The sequence below is a fragment of the Lysobacter enzymogenes genome, assembly GCF_017355525.1.
Lineage (GTDB): Bacteria > Pseudomonadota > Gammaproteobacteria > Xanthomonadales > Xanthomonadaceae > Lysobacter > Lysobacter enzymogenes_C.
This window is the reverse complement of record NZ_CP067395.1, coordinates 3,703,372-3,725,320: the sequence shown is the minus strand read 5'-3', so window position 1 is coordinate 3,725,320 and position 21,949 is coordinate 3,703,372. Positions and strand designations below refer to the sequence as shown.

Genomic DNA, 21,949 nt, shown 5'->3' with positions numbered 1-21,949 from the left:
CTCAGCTCCAGGAGAGCAGGCGCACGCCCAAGGTATCGCCGACCGCGACGATCTCGCCGCGGCCCGCATCGCGCCCGTTGGCGCGGATCACCACGTTGGCGCCTTCCAGCCGCGAGGGCAGGGCGAACACGTAGCCGGGCTGGAATCCCTGCAGGTCCTCGTAGCGGCATTCCAGCCGCCCCAGGTCGAACTGCAGCCGCACCGGCACGTCCGGTCCGGTCGCTGCGGGCGCCTCGGCGGCGGATTCGGGGTCGCTCATCGCGGATGTCTCCTCGTGCGTGGAAAGGAATTGCGCCGGCCCGTCGATGCGCCAGCCCTCGGCGCTCGGCGCCAGCGGCCAGGCGCAGCCCGGCGCGCATGCGCGCATCTGCGGCAGGCGCTGGAAATTGCCGATCACCAGCACGTCGCCGACGCGCAGCTGGCGCCATTGCGCGTAGCGCAGGGTCGGGCCGTCCCAGCTCAGCGCCAGCGGCACCGGCAGCTGCGACCAGTCGCGGTAGTCGTCGCCGTCGCCGTCGCCGTCGCCGCGCGCGCGCTCGAACAGCTCCGCGCGTTGCAGCAGGCGGTCGACCCAACCCGGCGGAATCCGCAGGTGCCCGCGCGCGCGCGGCTGCGCGGCGCCGTCGAGCACGCGGAAGCCCAGCCACAGGCCGTCGTCGTCGCCGCGCGCCTGCAGGCTCTGCAGCGAGGCGGCGCTGTCGTCGACGACCGGAATCAGCGCCACGTCGAGCGCCTGGCTCAGCTTCATCAATTGCGATTCGTGCGCCAGGCTCCAGGCCAGCACCCGCGAGCGGCCGCGGTAGCCGCTCCAGTGCAGGCCGGTGTCGGCGTCCAGCGCCAGCCCGCTGTCGAGCTGCAGCCGCACCCGCGCGCCGTCGCCTTCCAGGGTCATCACTTCGCCGTCGACCGGGCCGGCGGCGAAGAACTCCAGCCAGCCGCCGCCGTCGCGCAGCGGCCAGCGCTGGGCCGCGCCGAAGAAACCGCACAGCGCCTGCGCCTGCCACAGCGGCACCGCCGGCACCCGGCCGCGCAGCGGCCGCGCCTGCAGCGCGGCGTTTTCGCCGGCCGTGCCCGGCGCAGCGTCGATCGCGTCGGCCTCAACCATGACCCAGCGCCACCTTCATCAGTTCGGGCAGCGAGCGTACCCCGAGTTTGTTCATCATGTTCGATCGATGCAGTTCCACGGTCTTGACGCTGATGCCGAGCACGTCGGCGATGATCTTGTTGGGCTTGCTCGCCACCACCAAGTCCATGACCTGGCGTTCGCGCGGGCTGAGCCGGGCCAGCCGGTCGTCGCCGGCCTCGCCGCCGCCGGCGTGGTTGCGCGCGTTGGCGACCGCGGCGCGGATCGCCTCGATCAGGCCGTCGTCGCTGAAGGGTTTCTCGAGGAAGTTGGCCGCGCCCTTGCGCATGGCCTCGACCGCCAGCGGCACGTCGCCGTGCGCGGTGACGAACACCAGCGGCAGCGTGATCCCGCGCCGGCGCAGTTCCTCCTGCAATTGCAGCCCGCTCATCAGCGGCATGCGGATGTCCGAGACCAGGCACTGCGCGCCGCTGCCGTGGCGCTCGCCGGCGTAGGCCTCCAGGAACGCCGGCGCGCTGGCGTAGGCCTGCACCTCGAAGCCGGCGGTTTCCAGCAGCCACGCGGTGGATTCGCGGAAACCGTCGTTGTCGTCGACCAGATAGATGCGGGCTTCGCTCATGCGGACTCCCTAGCGGCGGATCGCGCGCCGCCGTGCGGAGCCGGCCGGCGCATCGGCGCGGCGCGGCCTCGCCCGCTCGCGCGCCAGCGCGACGGTATAACCCGGAGCGGCCCGGCGGCGGTGCTGATGTTTGTCACCTGCGCGCCTTTCAAGCGCGCGCCTCGTAACGCGGCAGGGTGAAGCCGAACACGCTGCCGCCGCCTTCGCGCGGCTCGAAGAACAGCCGGCCCTCGTGGTATTCGATGATCGAACGGCAGATCGCCAGGCCGATGCCGAGGCCGTCGGTCTTGGTGGTGAAGAACGGCGAGAACAGCTGGTCCTGCTCGGCCGGGCTGAGCCCGGCGCCGCGGTCGGACACGCGCACCTCGACCTGCTCGTCCAGGTTCAGGCGCGCGTCGATGCGCAGCTCGCGCCGCTCGGGGGCGATCTCGCGCATCGCCTCGATCGCGTTCTTGACCAGGTTCAGCAGCACCTGCTCGACCATCACCCGGTCGGCGAACACCGGCGGCAGCGATTCGGGCAGGCGCAGTTCGATGCGCAGGTCGAGCCGCTCGGCTTCCAGCCGCAGCAGCTCCAGCACGGTCTCGGCCAGGCGCGACAGCGCGTGCGCGTCGCGCCGCGGCTCGCGCGCGCGGACGAACTCGCGCACCCGCGAGATCACCGCGCTGGCGTGCTCGGCCTGGGTCCGCGCGGCCTGCAGCGCGCGTTCGACCTGGACCGGCCCGCCGGCCTGCTCGACCAGCCGCAGGCTGCCGTTTACGTAATTCATGATCGCCGCAAGCGGCTGGTTGAGCTCGTGCGCGAGGGTCGCAGCCATTTCGCCGACCGACATCATGCGCGAGGTGAACAGCAGCTTTTCCTGCCGGCTCTTGTGCGAGGCCAGGGTCTCGATGCGCTCGCTGATGTCGACCGCGGTCAGCACGTCGGCGGCCTCGCCGGCGTGTTCGGCGCGGCCCCAGTGCAGCGCGTACCAGCGCCCGCTGTGCGGCGCGCGGACCTCGCGCGGGCGCGCGCCGCCGCCGTTCTGGCCGTGCAGGCGCGCCAGCAGGGCTTCGCGCCGGTCGTGTTCGGGCAGTTCGCCGAATTCCTCGCGGTAGCGCGGGTTGGCCGCGCGCAGCGCGCCGTCGCCGGCGAACACCGCGCAGGCGAACGGCACCGCGGCGAGCAGGCCGGCGTCGCCGCGCGCGGCGGTGTCGGCCGTATTGGTGCTGGCGCGGGTGCGGGGCATGCCTCAGCCTCCCGCGTTCGCCGGCCGCGCGGCGTGAAGCCGCGGCGGGCTGCTACGGTATGTCGCCGCGCGCCGGCCGCCGATCGCGCCGTCGTCGCTCCTTCCGTTCCCGAACCTGGTTGCGCACTCAATCGCCATGCCGACACTGCCCTTGCTGCGTTCCGCCGTCCGTTCCGGCCCCGTCCGCGCCTGCCTCGCCTTCGCGTGCTGCGCGCCGTGGGCCGCGTTCGCCGCGGCGCCGGCGGCCGCCGCCGCTCCCGCCGCCCAGGCCGCCGCTGCGCAGCCGCCGTCGTTGCTGTTCGAGTTCGCCGCGATCCTGCTGCCGGTGGCGGTGGTGCTCGGCGGCCTGGTCGCGGTGCTGTACGTGCTGCGCAAGCGCCACGGCCTGACCGCGCGCGAAGCGCCGCTGTCGGTGCTGCAGATCCTGCCGATCGGTCCGCGCGAGCGGATCGTGGTGTTGCGCACCCGCGCCGGCCGGGCGCTCGCGGTCGGCGTGGGCGGACAGACCATGACCCTGATCGCCGAGCTCGAACCGGCCGACATCGCTGCGGCCGACGCAACGGTTGCATCTGCAACCGCTTCGCCTGTGGAATCGTCCGTCGCTGAATCCCCCAACGCGGCCCCCAACGCCGCGGTCGAGCGCGAGGCGTGAACGTTTTGCGCGTACGTTAGACGAATGCGTCGAAGCAAGTGCGCACAAGTTCACAAAAACAGCGACGAATGCGCGCGAATTTAGCCGCGTCCAATGAAGGCCGCGTGAGTTTGTGCGCGCATTGCGCGGAACCCGTTCGTTCACACAACAAGTGACAAATTGCACTTAGTATCGGCCGTCCGGACCGGCATCGTGTCGAGGACAGCCATGCGCGATGGCTCTGGGGTACGTGGCAACGTCGTGATCGCCTGCAACGTTCCAGACTGTGCGACTCATCACACGAACGCTGCGCGCGGATCCGTTCCGCGCGGCGCCGCGGTCGCCGTCGCGCTGGCGCAAGGCGCCGCGCCGGGCCTGCGCGGGCGGATCGGCCATGCCCCCGCGGGGAGCGGGATTTCCTAAGGAACTCGGGACGAACGAATGCGTGGACTGCTGACTTCCTGGATCGCTACCGCGTCCGGCGCGCAGGGCCGTCGCCGCGCGGGCTACAGCGACGTGGTCCTGGCGTTCGCGGCGGTGACCATCATCGGCGTGATGATCCTGCCGCTGCCGCTGGCGATCATCGACACGCTGGTCGCGGTCAACATCGCGATCGGCTTCGGCCTGCTGCTGATCGCGCTGTACATCCCCACGCCGGTCGCGTTCTCCAGCTTTCCCAGCGTGCTGCTGCTGACCACGCTGTTCCGGCTGTCGCTGTCGATCGCCATCACCCGCTCGATCCTGCTCGAAGCCAACGGCGGTCATATCGTCGAAACATTCGGCAGCCTGGTCGCCGGCGGCAACCTGGTGGTCGGCTTCGTGGTGTTCCTGATCATCACCGTGGTCCAGTTCATCGTCATCGCCAAGGGCGCCGAGCGCGTGGCCGAAGTCGCCGCGCGCTTCACCCTCGACGCGATGCCCGGCAAGCAGCTGTCGATCGACTCGGACCTGCGCGCCGGCCTGATCGACAAGGACGAGGCCAAGCGCAAGCGCCGCCTGCTGGAAGTGGAAAGCCAACTGCACGGCAGCCTCGACGGCGCGATGAAGTTCGTGAAGGGCGACGCCATCGCCGGCATCGTCATCATCATCATCAACCTGCTCGGCGGCCTGGCCATCGGCGTGCTGCAGAAGGGCATGCCGCTCGGCGACGCCACCCACACCTATTCGATCCTGACCATCGGCGACGGCCTGGTCTCGCAGATCCCGGCGATCCTGGCGACGATCGCCGCCGGCTTGGTGGTGACCCGCACCGCCGGCGACGAGGACGACCGCCACCTCGGCGAATCGATCACCCGCCAGGTCTCGGGCCAGCCGCGCGTGCTGCTGATCACCGGCTGCCTGGCGTTCCTGATGATCTTCGTGCCGGGCTTCCCGAAGCTGGTGTTCTTCGCGCTGTCGGTCGTGCTGCTGGGCTTCGCCGCGTGGCGCTACCGCCACTACCACCCGCTGCTGCGGCGCGCGTTCAGCGTGCCCGAGGGCGAGCGCGCGGCGGAGGACAAGCCGGCCAACGAAGACGAAGTCGCGCCGCCCGCGGCGCTGCAGCTGGACCTGTCGCCGTCGCTGGCGGCCGCGTTCGGCGAGCACGCCGCGCGCGAACGCATGATCGAGATCGCGCGCCGTCTGCGCGACGAATACGGCGTGCCGCTGCCGGTGCCGGTGGTCAAGATCGCCGCCGACCTCGACGGCAGCGACGGCCTCGGCGGTTACCGCCTCACCGCGTTCGGCGCGCGCATGGCGTTCGGCCGGCTGTCGCCGAACGCGCAGTTCCGCGCCGCGCGCGCCGGCGACGCCAACGCGCCGAAGTTGCCGGGCTTCTTCCCGCCGCTGGCCGGCGAGTGGACCGGCCAGGCCGGGCCGGGCATCCGCGACGGCCTGGGCACGGTGATGGAGCATTGCCGGCTCGCGCTGGAACGGCGCCTGGGCAGCTTCATCGGCATCCAGGAAGCGTCCAACCTGTTCGGGCGCATGCAGCGCGACTATCCGGACCTGGTCAAGGAAATGCTGCGCGTGGTCGCGCCGCAGCGCGTCGCCGACGTGCTGCGCCGGCTGGTCGAGGAAGGCGTGCCGATCCGCAATCTGCGCGACGCCTTCGAAGCCATCACCGACGTCGGCGGACGCGAGAAGGACGTGGTGCTGCTGACCGAGTACGTGCGGGTCGCGCTGAAGCGCGAAATCGCCGACCGCTACGCCGACGGCGAACGCACGATGCAGGTGTTGCTGATCCATCCCGAGCTCGAAGACCGCCTGCGCCAATCGGTGCGCGTGGCCGGCGGCGCCACCCAGCTGGCGATCTCGCCGGAACTGGCCGGACGGCTCGGCGCGGAAGTGCGTTCGCATCTGGCGCGACAGGGCGAAGGCATAAAACCGGTGCTGTTGTGTTCACTGGATGTTCGCCGTCATTTGCGCAAGCTGCTGGAGATCGACTTCTTCGAGCTGCCGGTGTTGTCCTACCAGGAACTCGCGCCCGATCTGCGCATCGTGCAGGCGGGTCAGGTCAACGCCTGAGGAGAGAACACAGCCATGTCCATCGCTGCGAGCGCCCATTTCCCCATTCATCGGCCGAACGGCCCGCGCGACTCGCGCGTCCCGGCCGCGCGCCCCGCCTTCGGCGGCGGCGCTGAACAGGAGTCACCGCGATGATGTCCCCCGATCAACACCCCCCGCACGAGCGCGAAGACGGCATCGGCGACGCGGAGCGGACGCGCGCCGCGCAGTCGCCTGCGGTCGAGTCGCCTGAATCGTTCACGTCCGCAGCGTCGACCGGTGCCGCTTCCGAGCCGCGCGCCGTCGAAGGCCGCAGCGCCGAAATCCGCATCGCCTCGCCGATCAGCGTGCTGCGCATCGTCTCCGGCCTGCACACCGGCGGCAGCCGGCCGCTGTCGGCGCAGGAAACCGTGCTGATCGGCAGCAGCGGCGATTGCGACATCGTCCTGTCCGATCCCAACGTCGCACCGCGCCACGCCTTCCTGACCCGCATGGGCGGCACGGTCTCGCTGCGCGCGCTCGACGCGCCGCTGACGATCGAAGGCCAGACCTTGAATCCGGGCGACCCGGCCGAACTCGCGGCGATGCAGCGCGTCGACATCGGCGGCGCCTCGTTCGCGGTCGGCGCGGCCGAAGACCCGGGCTGGGCGACGATGCTGCCGAACCTCGCCGACGCCGCGCGTCCGGCCAAGACGCCGATGCGCCACCTGCCGCTGATCGCGGGCCTGGCGGCGCTGTCGCTGGTGTCGGTGGCGATCGCCGCGGCGGTGATGCCGGGCTTCGAGAAGAAGCCGACCCCGACCGAACTGGTGCAGCCGCTGATCAAGGAGTTCTCGATCGCCGGCGGCAAGCTGGTCGAGAACGAGGACGGCGGCCTGGTGCTGTCGGGCACGGTCAAGGACGCGAGCGTGCGCGAGATGATCCGCAAGCGCCTGGCCACCGACCAGGTCGAGGCGCGGCTGGACCTGCGCACCGGCGACGACATCGCCGCCGACGTGCGCGAGGTGCTGCGCAGCCAGGGCCTGAGCACGACCACGCGCTACCTCGGCAACGGCGACGTCGAAGTCAGCGGCCGCTTCGCCGACGAAGAACAGTTCAAGCGCGCGGTCGCCTCGCGCGCGATGCAGGACGTCAACGGCGTGCGCCGGGTGATTCCGCGCAACCTCGACGAAACCCAGGTCGCCGGCCCCGCGGTGGCCGCGCCGGAAGCGCCGAAGCAGGCGGTGCCGACCGAGCCGACCCGGATCGTCAAGATCGTGCGCGGCGACAACCCGCACGTGATCGATCTCGACGGCGCGCAGTACGCGGTCGGCGACAGCCTGCCCGACGGCCGCAACCTGATCGCCATCGGCGACAAGGCCTGGGCGCTTAACAAGCTGACCGGCCTGACCGAGCAGATCAAGGCGCAGCCGCTGACCGCGCAGGAGCTGGCGATCGCCAGCGGCGCCGCGCCGGCGGCCGATGCCGCCGCCGCTGCGCCGGCGCCCGACGCGGCCGCGCCTGCGCCCGCCACCGCCGGCGCTGCGCCCGCGGCGAACGCCGCCGCCGGCAGCAACGCCAAGCCGCCTGCCGCCGCCGCGGCCCAGCCGCCCGCTGCGCCCGCGAGCGCGCGCCCGGCCGTGGCCGAAGCGCCGGCGCGGCCCGGAAACCGACAATGAACAGGGACGACCCAGGGTCAGCACTAGCTGGTTTCGCCCGCACGGCGCCGATTTAATCCAACCTCGGCACCCTGCACCCTTCGTCCGCTGAAACGTCCGGAATTGCAGTACGCGTCAAGTTTTCGGTGCCATTCGTTGTTCCACGCCATTGCGCGGCCATGCCGCAAACGAGCAGGAGAGACGTCATGAGCAACAACGCAGTCAACGGCGCCGGCGGCAATGCCGGCCTGGTCACCAGCTTCATCGCCGACGTCAACAAGAACGACGCGATCGGCAACGGCAAGGGCTCGCGCGCGGGCGGCAGCAGCGGCGGCGGCGGCATTTCGGCCGGCGGCGGCGGTGGCGGCGGTTCGGCGAGCTGGTACGAGTCGATGGCGCGCGCCTGGGGCCAGACCATGGACGCGCAGGCCTCGCGCATCACCGAGCTGTCGGGCTCGATCGGCGGCGGCGACGACCAGCCCTCGTCGATGATCGCGCTGACCTCGCAGAGCCTGCGCATGCAGTTCATCTCCAACAGCGCTTCGACCTCGATCAACTCGGTCGCCCAGGGCATCGAGAAGCTGGCGTCGAAGAACTGACCGGCGCGCGGCCCGACGTCTGCCGCCTGCCGTCGCGGCGCCCGGATCGAGCATCCGGGCGCCCGCGGCCGTCGCAGGGTTCGGCATCCGCCGCGCCGGTGCGTCGTAACGTTCGTTCGGACCTCATGTTGTCGAACCTATTGCAGGAGACAGGTTCATGATCGAAGCCATCCAAGTCGCGGCCGAAGCCGCGCAGCCGGCCGCCGCGTCGCCGGCCCAGTCGCCGCAGGCCTCGGCCTACGACATCCGCGAGTTCGCGGCCGCGTTCGACCGCGGCGCCGCTCCGGGCGGCGCGGGCGGGGTGCACGCCGAAGGCGCGGGGCAAGTCGCCCAGGCCGGCGCCAGCGAGCCTTCGCAGGGCACCCGCGCGGTGCTGGCGGCGCTGGACAACCTCAACGGCGGCGCCGAAAGCATCGGCCAGGTCAGTCAGAGCATGTCCGCCAACGCGGCCGAGCTGACCCCGGGCGAGATGATCCAGATGACCATGAAGTGCCATCAATTCATGTTCACCTCGCAGCTGACCTCGAACGTCGCCAACCGCACGTCCGACGGCATCCAGCAGCTGTTCCGCCAGCAGTCGTAACACGCAAGACACACCAACACGGGGGATGCATGGGTAGGGCGTCGGGCTTCAAGGCTTTAAGGATTCTGGCGGCCCTGCTGGCCTGCCTGCTGATCGTGGGGTGTACGCGCACGCCGCTGTACAGCCAGCTCGACGAGCAGCAGGCCAACGAACTGATGGCGGCGCTGCTCGACGCGGGCATCCCCGCCGAGAAGGACCCCTCGCCGAGCAAGACCGGCTGGGAGGTCATGGTCAACCGCGGCGACATTCCGTACGCGATGCAGGTGCTGACCTCGCGCGGCCTGCCGCGCGCGCAGTACCGCTCGCTCGGCGACGTGTTCAAGAAGGAAGGCTTCGCGTCCTCGGCGCTGGAAGAAAAGGCGCGCTATCTGTACGGCCTGTCGCAGGAGCTGTCGCGCACCCTGACCCGCATCGACGGCGTGGTCGAGGCGCGCGTGCACATCGCCTTGCCCGACCGCGACCCGCTCGGCGGCAACGTCCAGGACTCCTCGGCCTCGGTGCTGATCTTCGAACGCCCGGGCCAGAGTCTGCGCGACCGCGAGACCGACATCAAAGTGTTCGTCAAGGACAGCGTCGAAGGCCTCGACGACGTCAACAAGGTCACGGTGAAGTTCTTCACCGTGCAGTCGCCGCCGAAGGTCAGCCAGGCCGGCGGCCCGCTCAACGCGGTGCTCGGCTCGATCGACCTCAGCGCGGTCATCATCGGCGCCGGCGCGCTGGTGCTGCTGGCGATCGTGGCGTTCTTCTTCGGCCGCATGCGCTCGCGCCTGTTCCCGGCCGCGCAGCCGCCGCCGCAGAGCAACGCCCGCGGCGGAGTGTGGAACGGATGAGCGTCGCGGCGCTGCGCGCGGTGTTGACCGAGACCGATGCCAGCTGGCACGGCCGCGGCGACGAGCGCATCGCGCCGGAACTGCTGGCGGCCGCGCGCGACAGCGCGCTCGGCCGCCGCCTGCTCGGCGGCTGGCTCGCCGCCGAAGCCGCGCCGGCGTTGCTGGCGCCGCAGCCGGGCGCGGGCTTCGCCGCGGCCGCGCTGCGCTGGCCGCGCGCGCGGGTCGAGCGGCTGGTGCGCGACCTGGGCGCGCTGGCGTATGCGCCGGCGATCCGCGCCGAAGTGCGGCGCGAGCCGGTGCGCCGGCTCAAGCAGGCGCTCGACAACTCCTATCTGCTGGCGCTCGACAGCCAGGTCTGGGACGGCAAGGTGCAGAACCAACTGGCCCTGCAGCTCGGCGACAACCTCGACCGCGCCCTGCGCATGGACGACGACGCGCCGCTGTACTTCCTGCTCGACCTGCGCGGCCGCGCCGAACTGCGGCTGTGGGCCGAGCGCCGCGACCCCGGCCTGGCCGACTGGGTCCGGCTGCTGCTGCCGCGCGAGGTCCACGACAGCGCGCCGACGCTGGTCGCGCATCTGCCGCCCGAAGTGGTCGAGCGCCTGCATACGCATCACGGCGCGCGCCCGCTGACGGCCTGAGCGCGCCTTTCCTTTCGCCGCAGTCCACGGAACCGCCATGCCCGCCGATCCGCTCCGCCAGGAAGTCCCGTCCGCCGCCGGCGCGAGCAACGTCGCCGAGCTGACGGCGCGGCGCGACCACGGCCGCGCCGGCGGCGCGGTGGCGGTGTTCGAGCGCCGCCAGTTCGACCGCGCGCTGGCCGGGGTGGTGGTGCCGGGCAAACAGTGGAACCAGATCGCCGAGATCGACCAGATGCTGGCCCGGGTCAACGAGCTGTACGAACTGGCCGGCGACGAAATCAAGCAGGCGCGCGAGGCCGGCTACGCCGCCGGGTTCGCCGAAGGCCTGGCGCGCGCGCAGTTGCAGATGGCGCAGCAGCTGGCCGACCTCAACGAGCGCCGCGCGCGGGTGCTGGCCGACGCCGGCAGCCGCGTGACCGAGCTGGCCTGCGCGATCGTGGCGCGGATCTCGCCGGAGTTCGACGCGCGCGCGGTGGTGCCGCCGCTGGTCATGCAGGCGGTGGAAGCGGCGCAGGCCGAACAGTTCCTGCTGATCCGCGTGCACCCCAGCGTGCGCGAGGAAGTCGCCAAGGGCCTGGGCCTGGTGCGCCAGGCGCATCCGGTGGTCGGGGTGATCGAACTGGTCGACGACGAAAGCCTGGACAAGCTCAGCTGCGTGGTGGTGTCGGAAGTCGGCGAAGTGCGCGCCGGCGTCGCCCAGCAGATCGAAGCGATCCGCATCGCCCTGTCCGGCGCCGAGTACGGCGCGGAGCACGGCGGATGATTCCGCGCGCGCCCGCGTTGCGGAATCCTTCGCGGGAAGCGGCGCGATGAGCAGCCTGCCGCGCACCGTCCTGCAGCCGGCGCCCGCGCCGGTGCAGATCGACCCGCTGATCGCCGCGCTCGCGCGGGTGCCCAGCGTGGTCCGCGTGGGCAAGGTCGCCGAAGCCTACGGCACCATGATCCGCGCGACCGGCCTGAAGGCGATGATCGGCGAGCTGTGCGAACTGCGCAGCCCGCGCGACCGCAATTTCCGCCTCGCCGCCGAAGTGGTCGGGGTGTCGCGCCAGTACACCCTGCTGACGCCGCTGGGCGCGCTCGACGGCGTCGCCCACGACACCGAAGTCGTCGCCACCGGCCGCCAGGCCTCGGTGCGCTGCGGCGACGGCCTGCTCGGGCGCATCCTCGACGCCAACGGCGACGCGATCGACGGCCGCGGCAGCCTCGGCCCGACCGTGCAGATGCCGATCTACGCCGCCTCGCCGAATCCGCTGGCGCGGCAGCTGATCGAACAGCCCTTCGCCACCGGCGTGCGCGCGATCGACTCGGTCATCACCGCCGGCGTCGGCCAGCGCCTGGGCATCTTCGCCGTCGCCGGCGGCGGCAAGAGCACCTTGCTCGGCATGCTCGCGCGCGGCGGCGACGCCGACGTCAACGTGATCGCCCTGGTCGGCGAGCGCGGCCGCGAGGTCAACGAATTCATCCACGACAACCTCGGCGAAGCCGGGTTGAAGAAATCCATCATCGTCGTCGCCACCTCCGACCGGCCGGCGCTGGAGCGCAGCCGCGCGGCCTGGGTCGCCACCGCCATCGCCGAGTACTTCCGCGACCGCGGCCAGCGGGTGATGCTGCTGGTCGACTCGGTGACCCGCTTCGCCCGCGCGCTGCGCGACGTCGGCCTGGCGATCGGCGAACCGCCGGCGCGGCGCGGCTTCCCGCCGTCGGTGTTCAGCCAGATGCCGCGCTTGTTCGAGCGCGCCGGCAACAACGACAAGGGCTCGATCACCGCGTTCTACACCGTGCTGATGGAAGGCGAGGACGGCGACGACCCGGTCGCCGAGGAAGTGCGTTCGATCCTCGACGGGCACATCGTGCTGTCGCGCAAGCTCGCCGCCGCCTACCACTACCCGGCCATCGACGTGCTGGTGAGCCTGAGCCGGACGATGCCGCGCGTCGCCGACGACGCGCACCAGCGCGCCGCCGGGCAGCTGCGCAAGTACCTAGCCAAGCACCAGGACATCGAGCTGCTGCTGCAACTGGGCGAGTACAAGCGCGGCAGCGACGCCGACGCCGACATCGCGATCGAGAAGATCGAGCCGATCCGCAAGCTGCTCAAGCAGTCGGCCAACGATCTGGCCGACTACAGGCAATCCGTCGACGCGCTGCGCAGGTTGTTCGGATGAAGCAGCGCTTTCCCCTGGCGACCCTGCTGCAACTGCGCGAGCACCGCCTGGAGAAGGCGCGCGCGCTGGTCGTTGAGCGGCAGGCCCAGGTGCAGGCGCGGCGCGAGGCCTGCGTGGCGATCGAGGGCGAGATCCAGTCGCTGCTGCAGGAACGCGCCGGCCAGCGCCTGCGCCTGCTCGACCCGCCGCCGCCGGGCGTGCCGTGGCCGATGGCGATGTCGCAGCGCGAGGCGCACATCGATCACCTGGCCGAACTCGCCGCCGCCGCGCGCCAGCGCCTGGCCGACGCGCAAGGCAAGCTGCGCGAGGCCGAAGCCGCGCTGGACGAGGCGCGCAAGGCCTTCTTCCGCGCCAAGGCGCGGCTGGAGGCGCTGGAGAAGCGCCGCGACGTCTGGCGCAAGGAACAAAACGCGATCGCCCAGCGGCGCGAGGAAGCGCTCTCCGCCGATCTGTTGCTGGCCGCGCGCCAGCGCTCCGCTCACGACAGCAGTCCCTTCTGAGGTCGCCATGAGTACGATCCGCAACTCCGCCAACGAAGACGCCAAGCGCGCGCAACAGGCCGCGCAGGAAGCGCAGGTGGCCGAGCGCCGCCTCGCCGCGCACGAACCGGCGCCGGCCGAATCGGTCGACCAGTTCCGCAACCTGATGCAGCAGCGCCAGGCGCTGGGCCAGAAGGGCGAGCAGACCACGCCCGGCGCGCCGCCCGAGGACGGCCAGCAGGCCGCCGCCGGCGACGCCGCTTCGCAGGCCCTGCGCGGCCGCCAGCAGAACGCGCTGGAGCGCGGCCGCAACCAGTACGCCCAGGACCAGACCGCGCAGAGCCACGCCGCGCAAGGCCAGGCGCGCCAGCAGACCGTCGAGCAGAAATCGCGCGACGAGCAGCGCTATTCGGTCGGCTTCGACCGCGGCGACGCCGGCCAGCAGTCGTCGGAGCAATCCGGCCTGTGGCTGGCGCAGCAGGCGATGCGCGCCGAGCAGGCCGCGCCGATGCAGGCGCCGGCGCCGACCTCCAACGCCGCCGCGTTCGCCGACCTGATCGAGCGCCACGTGCGCCAGCTCGCGGTCAGCGGCGGCGGCGCCGACGGCGAGGACGGGCAGGTGCTGCTGCGCCTGTCCGACCAGACCCTGCCCGGCACCGACCTGCTGTTGAGCAAGACCGCCGAAGGCTGGACGCTGCGCGCCGACTCGCGCTCGCGTTCGAGCTACGACGCGATCCGCGACGCCGGCCCGGAGCTGATGCGCCGCTTCGCCGCGCGCAACCTCGGCCAGCTCAGCATCGATCCGCATTACCACGACTGACCGCGCCGGCGCGCGCGGCCTCTTACACCCAACCGACGGAACGCCACCGATGACCGACCAGACCGCCGACGACCAGCGCCGCCAGCTGCGCGCTTCGTTCGAGACCATGCTGCAGGAGCAGTCCCAGCTCAACGGCGAAGACCGCCGCCTGTTGATGCAGCACTTCGAGGAGGCGCTGGCGCAGCAGGACCTCAGCGCGCCGGCCGAACTGGACCCGGATGCGATGCGCCGCGACTGGGCGGCCGCGGTCGAGGCGATGCTGCCGGACGCCGACGCCAGCGAGCGCGAGTCGCAAATGCGCAATTTCGACGAGACCCTGGAGCCGCTGCGCCGCGAATCGGTCAAGGACGCGTACGAGTACGCGCGCCTGCGCCGCGAGCAGGGCGAAGAAGCCGCGGCGCAATGGCTGAACGAGCGCAACGCCGCGCGCAAGTCGGCCCAGGCCGCGACCGCCGTCGCAAATTCGCCGGCGCAGCCGGCGTCGCGCAAGCCGGCGCCGCGCAATCCCTGGGGCAATGCGGGCTGAGAGGCAGGCCAGGCGCGGGTTTTCGCGCCGCGGCACCTAGGGTACGCCATAGCTTGTTGCGACCCGGGGCCATGCGGAAGATGGCATCACACCAGGGGCGGGTCTCGACGACCAAGGCTGAACCGCTCTATCTCGCACAACGCATCGCATTGGAGAAGATCATGAGCAACGACGTGAACGCCCTGTTCGTCAACTCCCTGGCCAATCAGGAAGTGCAGAACAAGACCGAAGAAGCCAAGGCCGGCGGCAAGAACGGCTGGCTGATGGCGCTGGCTACCCTGTGCGGCAAGCTCGCCGACAAGAAGGCCGACCAGATGACCAAGGCGATCGAAGGCCTGCCGGCCGACGCCAAGCCCAGCGACATGCTCAAGACCCAGGCCCTGGTCTCGGAATTCCAGCTGATGATGAACACCTTCACCAACGTGGTGAAGACCATCGGCGACACCAACGCCAACACCGCCCGCAAGGGTTGATGGCGCGCTCGCGCCCAAGGCGCGAGTCGGAGGGAGCGAAGCCGCGAGGCTTCGCTCCTTTCGCGTTTCTGCGTTGCGCGCGTTCGCGTCTGGCGGTCGTCGCGCTGTGCGTCGCCGCGTCGCCGGCGATGGCGCAGGATTATCAGCCGTACATGGACTCGTTCAATTCGTCCATGAACGCGATGCAGAACACCGCCGGCACCGCCGCGGTCAACGCGGCGATCAATCGCTCGCTGAGCCAGCGCAACAGCGCGGCGGCCGCGGCCAAGCCGGCGGCAAAGGCGAGCGCGAAAGCCGCGCAGGCGGACCTGTCGTTCCGGCGCGACCCGGCCACCACCGAGCGCGTGCGCGCGGCGCTGATCGCGGCGATGGGCAAGCAGAGCCGCGGCGTCGCCGAGGATTTCGCCCGCCGCTCCGGCGGCGCCGATTACCGTCGCCGCTTCGCCGCCGCATTGCCGGCGCGCGGCCTGTCCAACGACAACCTCGCCGATGTCGCCGCCTATCACGTCGCGGTGAACTGGGCGCTGGTGCACCAGGCGCCGCTGCCGTCGGCGCAGTCGCTGCGCGCGCTGCGCGAGCAGATGCGCGGTTCGTTCGCCGACAACGGCGTGCTGGCGCGGCTGGCGCCGGCGCAGCGGCAATGGGTGGCCGACGATTTCCTGTTCCGCTCGTTGAACCTGGACGAGAAGCTGGAGCAGTTCGCGCGCGCGCCGGATCCGCAGACCCAGGCGGCGTTCGCGCGCGCCGCGCGCGAGGACATCCGCCGGACCTTGGGGCTGGATCTGCAGGACTATCGCTTCGGCGCGGCGGGGCTGGCGCGCTGAGGCAGCGCGGCGACGCGCTGAGGCGGCGCGGCGAGCCGAAGCGAACGCATCGGGCTCGAAGCCGCTCGCACGAACGCACGCACTGGCCCGGTTCGCGGCGGTCGCGCTCGTGGAAGGACCTTCCGGCCCGAGACCTTGCGCGCCGACGCGCCGGATCCCTCAGCGCGAGCGCCTGATCCTGCGCCCGAGCACCCACGCGCCGGCCGCGACCACCACCGCCAGGAACAGCGCCAAACCGCTGCCGGCCGGGCTGGCGCGTTCGCTGATCAGGCTGCCGGCCGGCAGCATCAGCACCACCGCCATCGCCAGGCTCGCGTAGGCGACCACGGTCAGCACCCAGAACAGCCATTGCAGCGCGCGCAGCGCTTCCAGCTCGGGCTCGGCTTCGCGGCTGGGGCGGTGCGCGCCGCCGCGGCCGAAACGCCACAGCCAATGGGTCAGGGTGGCGTTGTCGACGCCGGCGCCGCGCCGTTGCGCGCGCCGCGGCGCGCCGTCGCCGGTGTAGACCAGGGCGTTGTTGGGCGCGTCGCCGCGTTGCTGCGCGGCGCGTTCGTTGCCGCCCAGCGGCAGCGAGCGCGGATCGTTGTGGGCCGCGTTGCTGCCCACCGCCGGCAGCGTGGCCGAGGTTTCCGACGGCGGCGGCGCGGCGTTGGCGGCGGTGTTGCCGGCGGCCGGCGCGTGTTGCCCGGCCATGCGCGCGAGCAGGTTCTGTTGCGCGAGCAGCGCCTCCTGCGAGGTCGCCGCGGCCATCGGCGCGGCCGCGACCGCGTTCGGCGTGGCGGTGTTGACCAGGGTCAGCGCCGGCGCCGCGGCATTGCTGGTGGTCGAGGCGGCCGCGGCGGAATTGGCGGCCGCGCCTGCGCCCGCGCCGCTGCCCACGCTCGGCGGCAACGCGCCGGACGCCGTCTGCGGCAGGCCCTGGCCTTGCACGACGGCGCCTTGGGCGTTGCCGCTGGCCGGCATCACCCCGTAGTTCACCGCGACCCGATCGCCGGCGCCGAACTGCGGCGCGTTGACCAGCGCGCGTTCGGACAAGGTCGGCGGCGGGTACTGGGTCGGCGAGTTGGCGTTGAACGGATTGCTGTAGCTGCTGTTGTTCGCGCTCGGCGACTGGCCCTGCAGCAGACGGCTGGCGGGGTTGTCGGGGTTCAGCAGTGGCGCGTTGGGTTGGCTGACCGCATCGGGCGTGGCGGTCGGCGTGCCGGGCCCGCTGGCGCCGGGCGAATACGGGTCGCCGCCCGGCAGGCCGTTGTTGCCGCCGGGGTTGGACAGGCCGTCGGGGCCGTTCTGCCCGGGCGGCAGGCCGCCGTGGCCGGGCGGGGCGTCGATGCCGCCGGGCAGGTTCAGCCCGGGCGGCTGCGGGCCGCCGGGCAGGCCCGGCTTGGAGCCGCCGAGGCCCGGCAGCAGACCGCTCAAGGGATTGCCGAAGTTGATGCCCGACATGGCCGCACCCGCCCACCGAATCGCCTGCCGTACGCAGGCGCCGGATTCGACGGTAATGCGCGCGGACGGGCGCGGCATCCTCGGGCTGGCCCTAGGTGCGCGCGCGGCGTCGCGAATGCATGCGCAACGCAAGTCGGCGACACGCGCGCCGCAGCGTGCGCGGGAACCGAAATGCGGCAACGTTCGTCGTCGCCATAAAAGATTCTTGCAACTGCCGAAAACGCAGATTGCAGCGCGGCGCGCGCGCCTGCGCAACGCAGCGCAAACGTGGCAACGCAGGCGCGCCGCGCGCGCACATCGTCTTGTTGCGCGCGATGCGCGGGCGCACACTGTCTTCGCGCCCGCTCTCCACGATGCAACGTCGTCAAGCGAACGCGGCACCGACCTCCGCAACGCTCCCCCAACTCCTGGAATCAAGATGAGCCGACTGCCCGGCCTCGATCTGCTGCGCGCGATCGCGATCGTTTGGGTGATGTTCTTCCATGCCCAAGGCGCCGGCCTGGGTTCGTCGTGGTCGCCGATGTCGCAGTTCGGCTGGATGGGCGTGGACTTGTTCTTCGCCCTCAGCGGCTATCTGATCGGCTGGCAGGTGCTGCGGCCGCTGAGCCAGGGCCGCGCGCTCGATTTCAAGGATTTCTACCTGCGCCGCGCCTTGCGCGTGCTGCCGGCGTTCTGGACGGTGCTCGCGCTGTATCTGCTGTGGCCGGCGTTCCGCGAACGCCCGGGGCTGGAGTCGGGCTGGCAGTTCTTCACCTTCACCCTGAACCTGCTGATCGATTACGAACGCAACAAGGCGTTCTCGCATGCGTGGTCGCTGTGTGTGGAAGAGCATTTCTATCTGCTGTTCCCGCTGCTCGCGGTTACGCTGACGCGGCGGCCGGCGTTGTGGAAAGGCGCGGCTGCGACGGTCGCGCTGGTGCTGGCCGGAATCGCGTTGCGCGCCTGGGTCTGGAACGATCTCGACGACAACGCCAACCATTGGGTCGAACGCATCTACTACCCGACCTGGATGCGCCTGGACGGTCTGCTGTTCGGCGTGGCGCTGGCGGCGTTGCGCGCGTACCGGCCGCGCGCGTGGCAGGCGCTGATGCGGCATTCGGGCTGGCTGGCGCTGGCCGGCGCGCTCGCGGTCGGCGCGGCGATCGCGTTGTCGCAGCAGCGCCTGGGTTTCGTCGCGTCGGTGTTCGGCTTTCCGGTGGTGTCGCTGGGAATGGCGTTGCTGGTCGCCGCCGGCGCGTCCGAGCAGCGCTGGACCGGACGCCTGCGCGTGCCCGGCGCGGCCTGGCTGGCGGCGGCGTCCTTCAGTCTCTATCTGGTCCACAAAGGCGCGTTCGCGCTGATGGCCGGCGCGTACGGCGAGGCCTTGGAGACGCGGCCGCTGCTGGCGTTGTTCGCGTATGCCGGCGCCGCCTTGGCGGCCGGCGCGATCCTGCACTACGCGGTCGAGCGGCCGTTCCTGCGCTGGCGCGAACGCCTGATCCGGCGCCGCGCGCCGGCGCCGGCGGCCGAAGCGGCGGCGGTTTAAGCGCGGCGGTTCCGGCGAAGCGGTTCAAGCGATATCGACTCGAGCGGCACCGACTCGCGCGGCCCGATTCGAACCGCCGGCGCGTGGCTCAGCCGCGCGCCGACTCGGCCGCGAAGCTGCTGCGCACCGCGACCGCCGCGGCGACCGCGCCGAGCGCCGCCAACGCCACCGGCCATGCAGCGGCCGCCCAGCCGGCGGCCTGGACCACGCTGCCGAACAGCGACGGGCCGATCACCTGGCCGAGGTAACTGCCCTGCATCAGCAGGCCGACCGCGATCGCGATCCGGCCCGGATCGCGTTCGAGCTCGGCGGCGCCGCCGATCGCCGAGGCCGGCAGCAGGCCGCCGGCCAGCGCGAACAGCACGCACAAGGCATAAGCGACGACGGCCGGCAGCGGCAACGCGAACGCGCCGGCGGCCGCCGCGCCCATCACTACGCTGGCGAGCGCGATCAACCGCCAGCGCTGCGCGCCGCGCCGCAGCAGCGCGCCGGCGGCGAGGTTGCCGAGCACGTTGCTGCCGATCGCCAGCCCGCTGAGCAGGCCGGCGGTGGCGGCGTCGACCTGCATGCGCTGCATCAGCAGGGTCGGCAGGAAGCTCAGCAGCGCATAGAACTGCAAGGCGTACAGGGCGAACGCCAGCGCCAGCAGCAGCGGGCCGCGCGCGCCGGCCACCGCCAGCGCGTCGGCGCCGATCTGCCGCCACGGCCGCTGCGCGGCGGCGCGCGCGGCCTGCGCCGACGGCGCGCGCACCGCCAGCCGCAGCGCCAGCGCCGCCGCCGCGCACAACAGCGCGTTGAGTTCCCAGTAGCCGCGCCAGCCGGCCAGCGCGGTCCCGTCCAGCGCCGCGCCGGTGGCCAGCGCCAGGGCCATGCCGGCGGGCATGTAGCAACTCCAGATCGCGAATACCACGGCGCGGTCGCGCGCCAGCGACAGCCGTTGCAGCACGCTCGCGCCGGCCACCGCGAACAGCAGGAAGCCGGCGCCCTCGAGCACGCGCGTGGCCATCAGCGCCGCCAGGCTGTGGACCTGGCTGCCGAGCGCGCTGCCGACCGCCATCGCGGCCAGGCCGATCACCTGCAGGCGGCGGTCGCCCAACCGCGCCACCAGCGCGCCGGCCGGCACGCTGGCGAACAGGCCGAGCACGCCGAACACCGCCATCAGCCAGCCGCCGGCGCGCAGGTCCAGGCCGAGGTCGGCGCGCAGCGCGGGCAGGGCGATCGCGGTCTTGCCGACTTGCAGGGCGGCGATCAGGCCGGCGCCGAACACGGCGGCCACCGCCTGCCAGTCGGTGCGTTCGGCCTGGGGCAGGGCGGCGGGGGAGGACACGGGCATGGGATTCACGGGAGCGGGCCGGATCGGGACGATGGCCGCCACCTTGCGACCTCAGGCTTGCTTGAGGTCAATGCGTCGCGGGTGGAACGCTGAGGCGCAAGAAGCGGGCGCAGGGCAGCGGGCGAAAGCGGCTTTTCCCGCTGCCCACTCCTTCGGTCTCACCCCTTGCTGCACGCCCCTCCTACCCTGGCACACCACGATGCCGGGTAAACAACGTGACTTCAGTCACTTTTTGGATATATTTTTGGTGATCTAAGGTGGGGCAACGGTCCCAGTCTGCGTTCGTACATTAGAGGCCGTCCCGCATCCCCCGGTGGCGACGGCGAGTTCAGCACGGCGGCTGCGGCCGCTCAGGCGTCAACGAGGGCGGGCCGGTCCCGCCGCTGTCAGGGGAGTCGAACCGATGCACCGAACCCGCGCCGAACTCGACGGCGATCTGTGCCAGCTCAGCGCGGCATTGCCGCTGTGGCGCCGCCATTGGCGCGACGACGAGGTGTTCTGGCCGCGCGTGGACAGCCTGATCGAGCGTCTGCTGACCGTCACTCCGCGCACCGAGCGCTGCCATGTGGTCGCGCACATCAACCGCATCATCGCCGCCCAGGGCCTGCAGCACGCGCCCTACGAGTGAGCCGGCTGGGGAGCCGGGTTCACTTCTTCTTGTTCTTGAGCAACTCGTCGAGCAAGGCGCCGACGCGCGCGGCATAAGCGTTCGGCGCGAAGCGCTGGGCGAAGGCGCGGCGCTGTTCGGCGTTGCCGACCACCGATTCGCGGCTCAGCCGGATCATCAGCTCGGCCAGTTGCGGGCGGTCGTGCGGATCGAAGCGCGGCATGTCGCCCGGCGCCACTTCCTCCAGCGCGCCGCCTTCGGCGACCGCCACCGGCGTGCCCGCGGCCAGCGCTTCCAGCACCGGCAGGCCGAAGCCTTCGGCGTAGGACGGCTGCCACAGGCGCTCGGCGTCGAGGTACAGGCGCGCGAGCTCGTCGTCGCCGATGCGTTCGAACCAGTGCACGCCGCTGAGCCGCTGCAGCTCGGCCGGCACGTCGGCGGGCGAGCCGACGACCACCAGGTCGGGGGTGTCGTAGTGCTGGCGGCGCGCGTCCAGCCACGCGCGCAGGAACAGGTCGGCGTTCTTGCGCGGCTCGCGCGTGCCGACCAGCAGCCAGTAGCGCGGCGGCAGCGGCCGGCTCAGGCGGCTGCGCTCGGCCGGCGCCGGCAGCGGCGCCAGCGCGTCGGGCAGCACGTACAGCTTGTGCGCGTGGGCCGGGAACAGCCGGCCGCACTCGGCGGTGGTGTAGCGCGACGGCGTCCAGATCGCGTCGGCGCTGGCGATGGAATGGCCGATCGCGGCCTCGTCGATCAGGCGCGAGGCCAGCGAGCGCCACGGCGCCGAGCGCGGGCGGCGCAGGGTCAGCCGGAACAGGTCGTGCAGCAGCAGCACCTGGCGCACCGCCGCGGGCTTGCGCCACACCGGCAGGCCGCCCTCGGCCGCGGCGATGTAGATGTCGACCTTCTGCGCGCGCAGCGCGCCCGGCAGGAAGCCGGCCTCGAAGCGCCAGCGCCGGCGCAGCCCGGGGGGCGCGGCGTCGGCGTCGGCGCGCGCGGGCAGGTCGGCGGCGACCGCGATGGCGCGGTGCGGGTGATCGAGCGGGGCTTCGGTGAACAGCACCGTCTCGGTGTCGGGCCGGCGGCGCAGGGCGCGTTCCAGCGCCAGCACCTGACGGGCCGGGCCGCTGGCCGGCGCCGCGGTCGCGGCGCGGTAGTCCAGGCCTATGCGCATGCGGTCCCCGCAGTCGCAGCGGCGTCCGCGCGCGGGGGCCGCGCGGCAGCGAAGATCGCGTTGGAGTGGAGAGACTTCATCGGTGACGCAGGTCCTGGCCGGGATACGACTAACGAGAACAAGCGGCCGAGTCAGCGCCTCTCCATTAGTGCGAACATCGTCACAGTTATTATGTGATGAAGTGAGGTTCCGTGAGTAAGAATTCAGTACGCCTATTCATGAATCGACTGAACGAACGGCGCGCGGACGC

General features: G+C 71.9%; 22 protein-coding genes. 16 read left to right on the top strand and 6 right to left on the bottom strand.

Annotation, left to right across the window (positions count from 1 at the left end):
* Window position 1: 1 nt before the first annotated feature.
* From sctQ to JHW38_RS15650, 3 genes are all read right to left on the bottom strand, one after another.
* On the bottom strand, window positions 2–1,105 hold the full coding sequence (gene sctQ / locus JHW38_RS15660; RefSeq protein ID WP_207522267.1) for a type III secretion system cytoplasmic ring protein SctQ: 1,104 nt from the start codon (window positions 1,103–1,105) through the stop codon (window positions 2–4).
* Complete coding sequence (locus JHW38_RS15655; RefSeq protein WP_207522266.1) at window positions 1,098–1,703, bottom strand: response regulator transcription factor; 606 nt, start codon at window positions 1,701–1,703, stop codon at window positions 1,098–1,100. Before JHW38_RS15655 ends, sctQ begins: the two co-directional genes overlap by 8 nt.
* A 148-nt stretch (window positions 1,704–1,851) precedes the next feature.
* A complete protein-coding gene (locus tag JHW38_RS15650; RefSeq protein WP_207522265.1) occupies window positions 1,852–2,931 on the bottom strand; it encodes a sensor histidine kinase in 1,080 nt (359 codons plus the stop codon).
* 136 nt (window positions 2,932–3,067) lie between these two features.
* On the opposite strand from JHW38_RS15650, the gene JHW38_RS15645 reads away from it, so the two are divergent.
* From JHW38_RS15645 to JHW38_RS15580, 14 genes are all read left to right on the top strand, one after another.
* Window positions 3,068–3,583, top strand: a complete 516-nt coding sequence (locus tag JHW38_RS15645) for a flagellar biosynthetic protein FliO (protein WP_207522264.1) — start codon at window positions 3,068–3,070, stop codon at window positions 3,581–3,583.
* 420 nt (window positions 3,584–4,003) lie between these two features.
* On the top strand, window positions 4,004–6,067 hold the full coding sequence (locus tag JHW38_RS15640; protein ID WP_207522263.1) for an FHIPEP family type III secretion protein: 2,064 nt from the start codon (window positions 4,004–4,006) through the stop codon (window positions 6,065–6,067).
* 131 nt (window positions 6,068–6,198) lie between these two features.
* Window positions 6,199–7,704, top strand: a complete 1,506-nt coding sequence (locus tag JHW38_RS15635) for an FHA domain-containing protein (protein ID WP_207522262.1) — start codon at window positions 6,199–6,201, stop codon at window positions 7,702–7,704.
* 185 nt (window positions 7,705–7,889) lie between these two features.
* Window positions 7,890–8,282, top strand: a complete 393-nt coding sequence (locus tag JHW38_RS15630; RefSeq protein WP_207522261.1) for a hypothetical protein — start codon at window positions 7,890–7,892, stop codon at window positions 8,280–8,282.
* Window positions 8,283–8,439: 157 nt separating this feature from the next.
* Window positions 8,440–8,865, top strand: coding sequence for a hypothetical protein (locus tag JHW38_RS15625; protein ID WP_207522260.1), 426 nt, complete (start codon window positions 8,440–8,442; stop codon window positions 8,863–8,865).
* Window positions 8,866–8,894: 29 nt separating this feature from the next.
* Window positions 8,895–9,695: a type III secretion system inner membrane ring lipoprotein SctJ gene (gene sctJ / locus JHW38_RS15620; protein ID WP_207522259.1), complete on the top strand. Its 801-nt coding sequence runs from the start codon at window positions 8,895–8,897 to the stop codon at window positions 9,693–9,695.
* Window positions 9,692–10,336: a hypothetical protein gene (locus JHW38_RS15615; RefSeq protein ID WP_207522258.1), complete on the top strand. Its 645-nt coding sequence runs from the start codon at window positions 9,692–9,694 to the stop codon at window positions 10,334–10,336. Before sctJ ends, JHW38_RS15615 begins: the two co-directional genes overlap by 4 nt.
* A gap of 37 nt (window positions 10,337–10,373) precedes the next feature.
* A complete protein-coding gene (locus JHW38_RS15610) occupies window positions 10,374–11,099 on the top strand; it encodes a FliH/SctL family protein (protein WP_207522257.1) in 726 nt (241 codons plus the stop codon).
* Between the two features lie 46 nt (window positions 11,100–11,145).
* On the top strand, window positions 11,146–12,498 hold the full coding sequence (locus JHW38_RS15605) for a FliI/YscN family ATPase (protein ID WP_207522256.1): 1,353 nt from the start codon (window positions 11,146–11,148) through the stop codon (window positions 12,496–12,498).
* Window positions 12,495–12,998, top strand: coding sequence for a hypothetical protein (locus JHW38_RS15600; protein WP_207522255.1), 504 nt, complete (start codon window positions 12,495–12,497; stop codon window positions 12,996–12,998). Before JHW38_RS15605 ends, JHW38_RS15600 begins: the two co-directional genes overlap by 4 nt.
* Before the next feature lie 7 nt (window positions 12,999–13,005).
* Entirely contained in the window at window positions 13,006–13,797 is a 792-nt protein-coding gene (locus JHW38_RS15595) for a hypothetical protein (RefSeq protein ID WP_207522254.1), read from the top strand.
* Window positions 13,798–13,846: 49 nt separating this feature from the next.
* Window positions 13,847–14,323 (top strand): hypothetical protein, encoded by a 477-nt coding sequence (locus tag JHW38_RS15590; protein ID WP_207522253.1) that lies wholly within the window; start codon window positions 13,847–13,849, stop codon window positions 14,321–14,323.
* Between the two features lie 161 nt (window positions 14,324–14,484).
* The gene (locus tag JHW38_RS15585; RefSeq protein ID WP_207522252.1) at window positions 14,485–14,796 is read left to right on the top strand and encodes an EscF/YscF/HrpA family type III secretion system needle major subunit; all 312 of its coding nucleotides are present in this window, start codon (window positions 14,485–14,487) and stop codon (window positions 14,794–14,796) included.
* Window positions 14,796–15,620 carry a DUF6683 family protein gene (locus tag JHW38_RS15580; protein ID WP_343225428.1) on the top strand — a complete coding sequence of 275 codons (825 nt, stop codon included), beginning with the start codon at window positions 14,796–14,798 and terminating at the stop codon, window positions 15,618–15,620. Before JHW38_RS15585 ends, JHW38_RS15580 begins: the two co-directional genes overlap by 1 nt.
* A 159-nt stretch (window positions 15,621–15,779) precedes the next feature.
* On the opposite strand, the gene JHW38_RS15575 is transcribed toward JHW38_RS15580, so the two are convergent.
* Complete coding sequence (locus JHW38_RS15575; RefSeq protein ID WP_207522250.1) at window positions 15,780–17,063, bottom strand: hypothetical protein; 1,284 nt, start codon at window positions 17,061–17,063, stop codon at window positions 15,780–15,782.
* Between the two features lie 418 nt (window positions 17,064–17,481).
* Between JHW38_RS15575 and JHW38_RS15570 the strand changes: the two genes are divergently transcribed.
* Window positions 17,482–18,588 (top strand): acyltransferase family protein, encoded by a 1,107-nt coding sequence (locus tag JHW38_RS15570; protein WP_207522249.1) that lies wholly within the window; start codon window positions 17,482–17,484, stop codon window positions 18,586–18,588.
* A gap of 88 nt (window positions 18,589–18,676) precedes the next feature.
* Here the strand turns inward: JHW38_RS15570 and JHW38_RS15565 are convergent, their stop codons facing one another.
* A complete protein-coding gene (locus JHW38_RS15565; protein ID WP_207522248.1) occupies window positions 18,677–19,915 on the bottom strand; it encodes an MFS transporter in 1,239 nt (412 codons plus the stop codon).
* A gap of 409 nt (window positions 19,916–20,324) precedes the next feature.
* On the opposite strand from JHW38_RS15565, the gene JHW38_RS15560 reads away from it, so the two are divergent.
* On the top strand, window positions 20,325–20,549 hold the full coding sequence (locus tag JHW38_RS15560; RefSeq protein WP_074871103.1) for a hypothetical protein: 225 nt from the start codon (window positions 20,325–20,327) through the stop codon (window positions 20,547–20,549).
* Window positions 20,550–20,568: 19 nt separating this feature from the next.
* On the opposite strand, the gene JHW38_RS15555 is transcribed toward JHW38_RS15560, so the two are convergent.
* The gene (locus tag JHW38_RS15555) at window positions 20,569–21,699 is read right to left on the bottom strand and encodes a glycosyltransferase family 4 protein (protein WP_207522247.1); all 1,131 of its coding nucleotides are present in this window, start codon (window positions 21,697–21,699) and stop codon (window positions 20,569–20,571) included.
* Between the last annotated feature and the right edge of the window lie 250 nt (window positions 21,700–21,949).

Excerpts from the sequence above, each read along its gene's own strand:
- sctQ (WP_207522267.1), bottom strand. The coding sequence starts at position 1,105 with ATGGTTGAGGCCGACGCGATCGACGCTGCGCCGGGCACGGCCGGCGAA.
- JHW38_RS15655 (WP_207522266.1), bottom strand. The coding sequence starts at position 1,703 with ATGAGCGAAGCCCGCATCTATCTGGTCGACGACAACGACGGTTTCCGC.
- JHW38_RS15650 (WP_207522265.1), bottom strand. The coding sequence starts at position 2,931 with ATGCCCCGCACCCGCGCCAGCACCAATACGGCCGACACCGCCGCGCGC.
- JHW38_RS15645 (WP_207522264.1), top strand. The coding sequence starts at position 3,068 with ATGCCGACACTGCCCTTGCTGCGTTCCGCCGTCCGTTCCGGCCCCGTC.
- JHW38_RS15640 (WP_207522263.1), top strand. The coding sequence starts at position 4,004 with ATGCGTGGACTGCTGACTTCCTGGATCGCTACCGCGTCCGGCGCGCAG.
- JHW38_RS15635 (WP_207522262.1), top strand. The coding sequence starts at position 6,199 with ATGATGTCCCCCGATCAACACCCCCCGCACGAGCGCGAAGACGGCATC.
- JHW38_RS15630 (WP_207522261.1), top strand. The coding sequence starts at position 7,890 with ATGAGCAACAACGCAGTCAACGGCGCCGGCGGCAATGCCGGCCTGGTC.
- JHW38_RS15625 (WP_207522260.1), top strand. The coding sequence starts at position 8,440 with ATGATCGAAGCCATCCAAGTCGCGGCCGAAGCCGCGCAGCCGGCCGCC.
- sctJ (WP_207522259.1), top strand. The coding sequence starts at position 8,895 with ATGGGTAGGGCGTCGGGCTTCAAGGCTTTAAGGATTCTGGCGGCCCTG.
- JHW38_RS15615 (WP_207522258.1), top strand. The coding sequence starts at position 9,692 with ATGAGCGTCGCGGCGCTGCGCGCGGTGTTGACCGAGACCGATGCCAGC.
- JHW38_RS15610 (WP_207522257.1), top strand. The coding sequence starts at position 10,374 with ATGCCCGCCGATCCGCTCCGCCAGGAAGTCCCGTCCGCCGCCGGCGCG.
- JHW38_RS15605 (WP_207522256.1), top strand. The coding sequence starts at position 11,146 with ATGAGCAGCCTGCCGCGCACCGTCCTGCAGCCGGCGCCCGCGCCGGTG.
- JHW38_RS15600 (WP_207522255.1), top strand. The coding sequence starts at position 12,495 with ATGAAGCAGCGCTTTCCCCTGGCGACCCTGCTGCAACTGCGCGAGCAC.
- JHW38_RS15595 (WP_207522254.1), top strand. The coding sequence starts at position 13,006 with ATGAGTACGATCCGCAACTCCGCCAACGAAGACGCCAAGCGCGCGCAA.
- JHW38_RS15590 (WP_207522253.1), top strand. The coding sequence starts at position 13,847 with ATGACCGACCAGACCGCCGACGACCAGCGCCGCCAGCTGCGCGCTTCG.
- JHW38_RS15585 (WP_207522252.1), top strand. The coding sequence starts at position 14,485 with ATGAGCAACGACGTGAACGCCCTGTTCGTCAACTCCCTGGCCAATCAG.
- JHW38_RS15580 (WP_343225428.1), top strand. The coding sequence starts at position 14,796 with ATGGCGCGCTCGCGCCCAAGGCGCGAGTCGGAGGGAGCGAAGCCGCGA.
- JHW38_RS15575 (WP_207522250.1), bottom strand. The coding sequence starts at position 17,063 with ATGTCGGGCATCAACTTCGGCAATCCCTTGAGCGGTCTGCTGCCGGGC.
- JHW38_RS15570 (WP_207522249.1), top strand. The coding sequence starts at position 17,482 with ATGAGCCGACTGCCCGGCCTCGATCTGCTGCGCGCGATCGCGATCGTT.
- JHW38_RS15560 (WP_074871103.1), top strand. The coding sequence starts at position 20,325 with ATGCACCGAACCCGCGCCGAACTCGACGGCGATCTGTGCCAGCTCAGC.
- JHW38_RS15555 (WP_207522247.1), bottom strand. The coding sequence starts at position 21,699 with ATGCGCATAGGCCTGGACTACCGCGCCGCGACCGCGGCGCCGGCCAGC.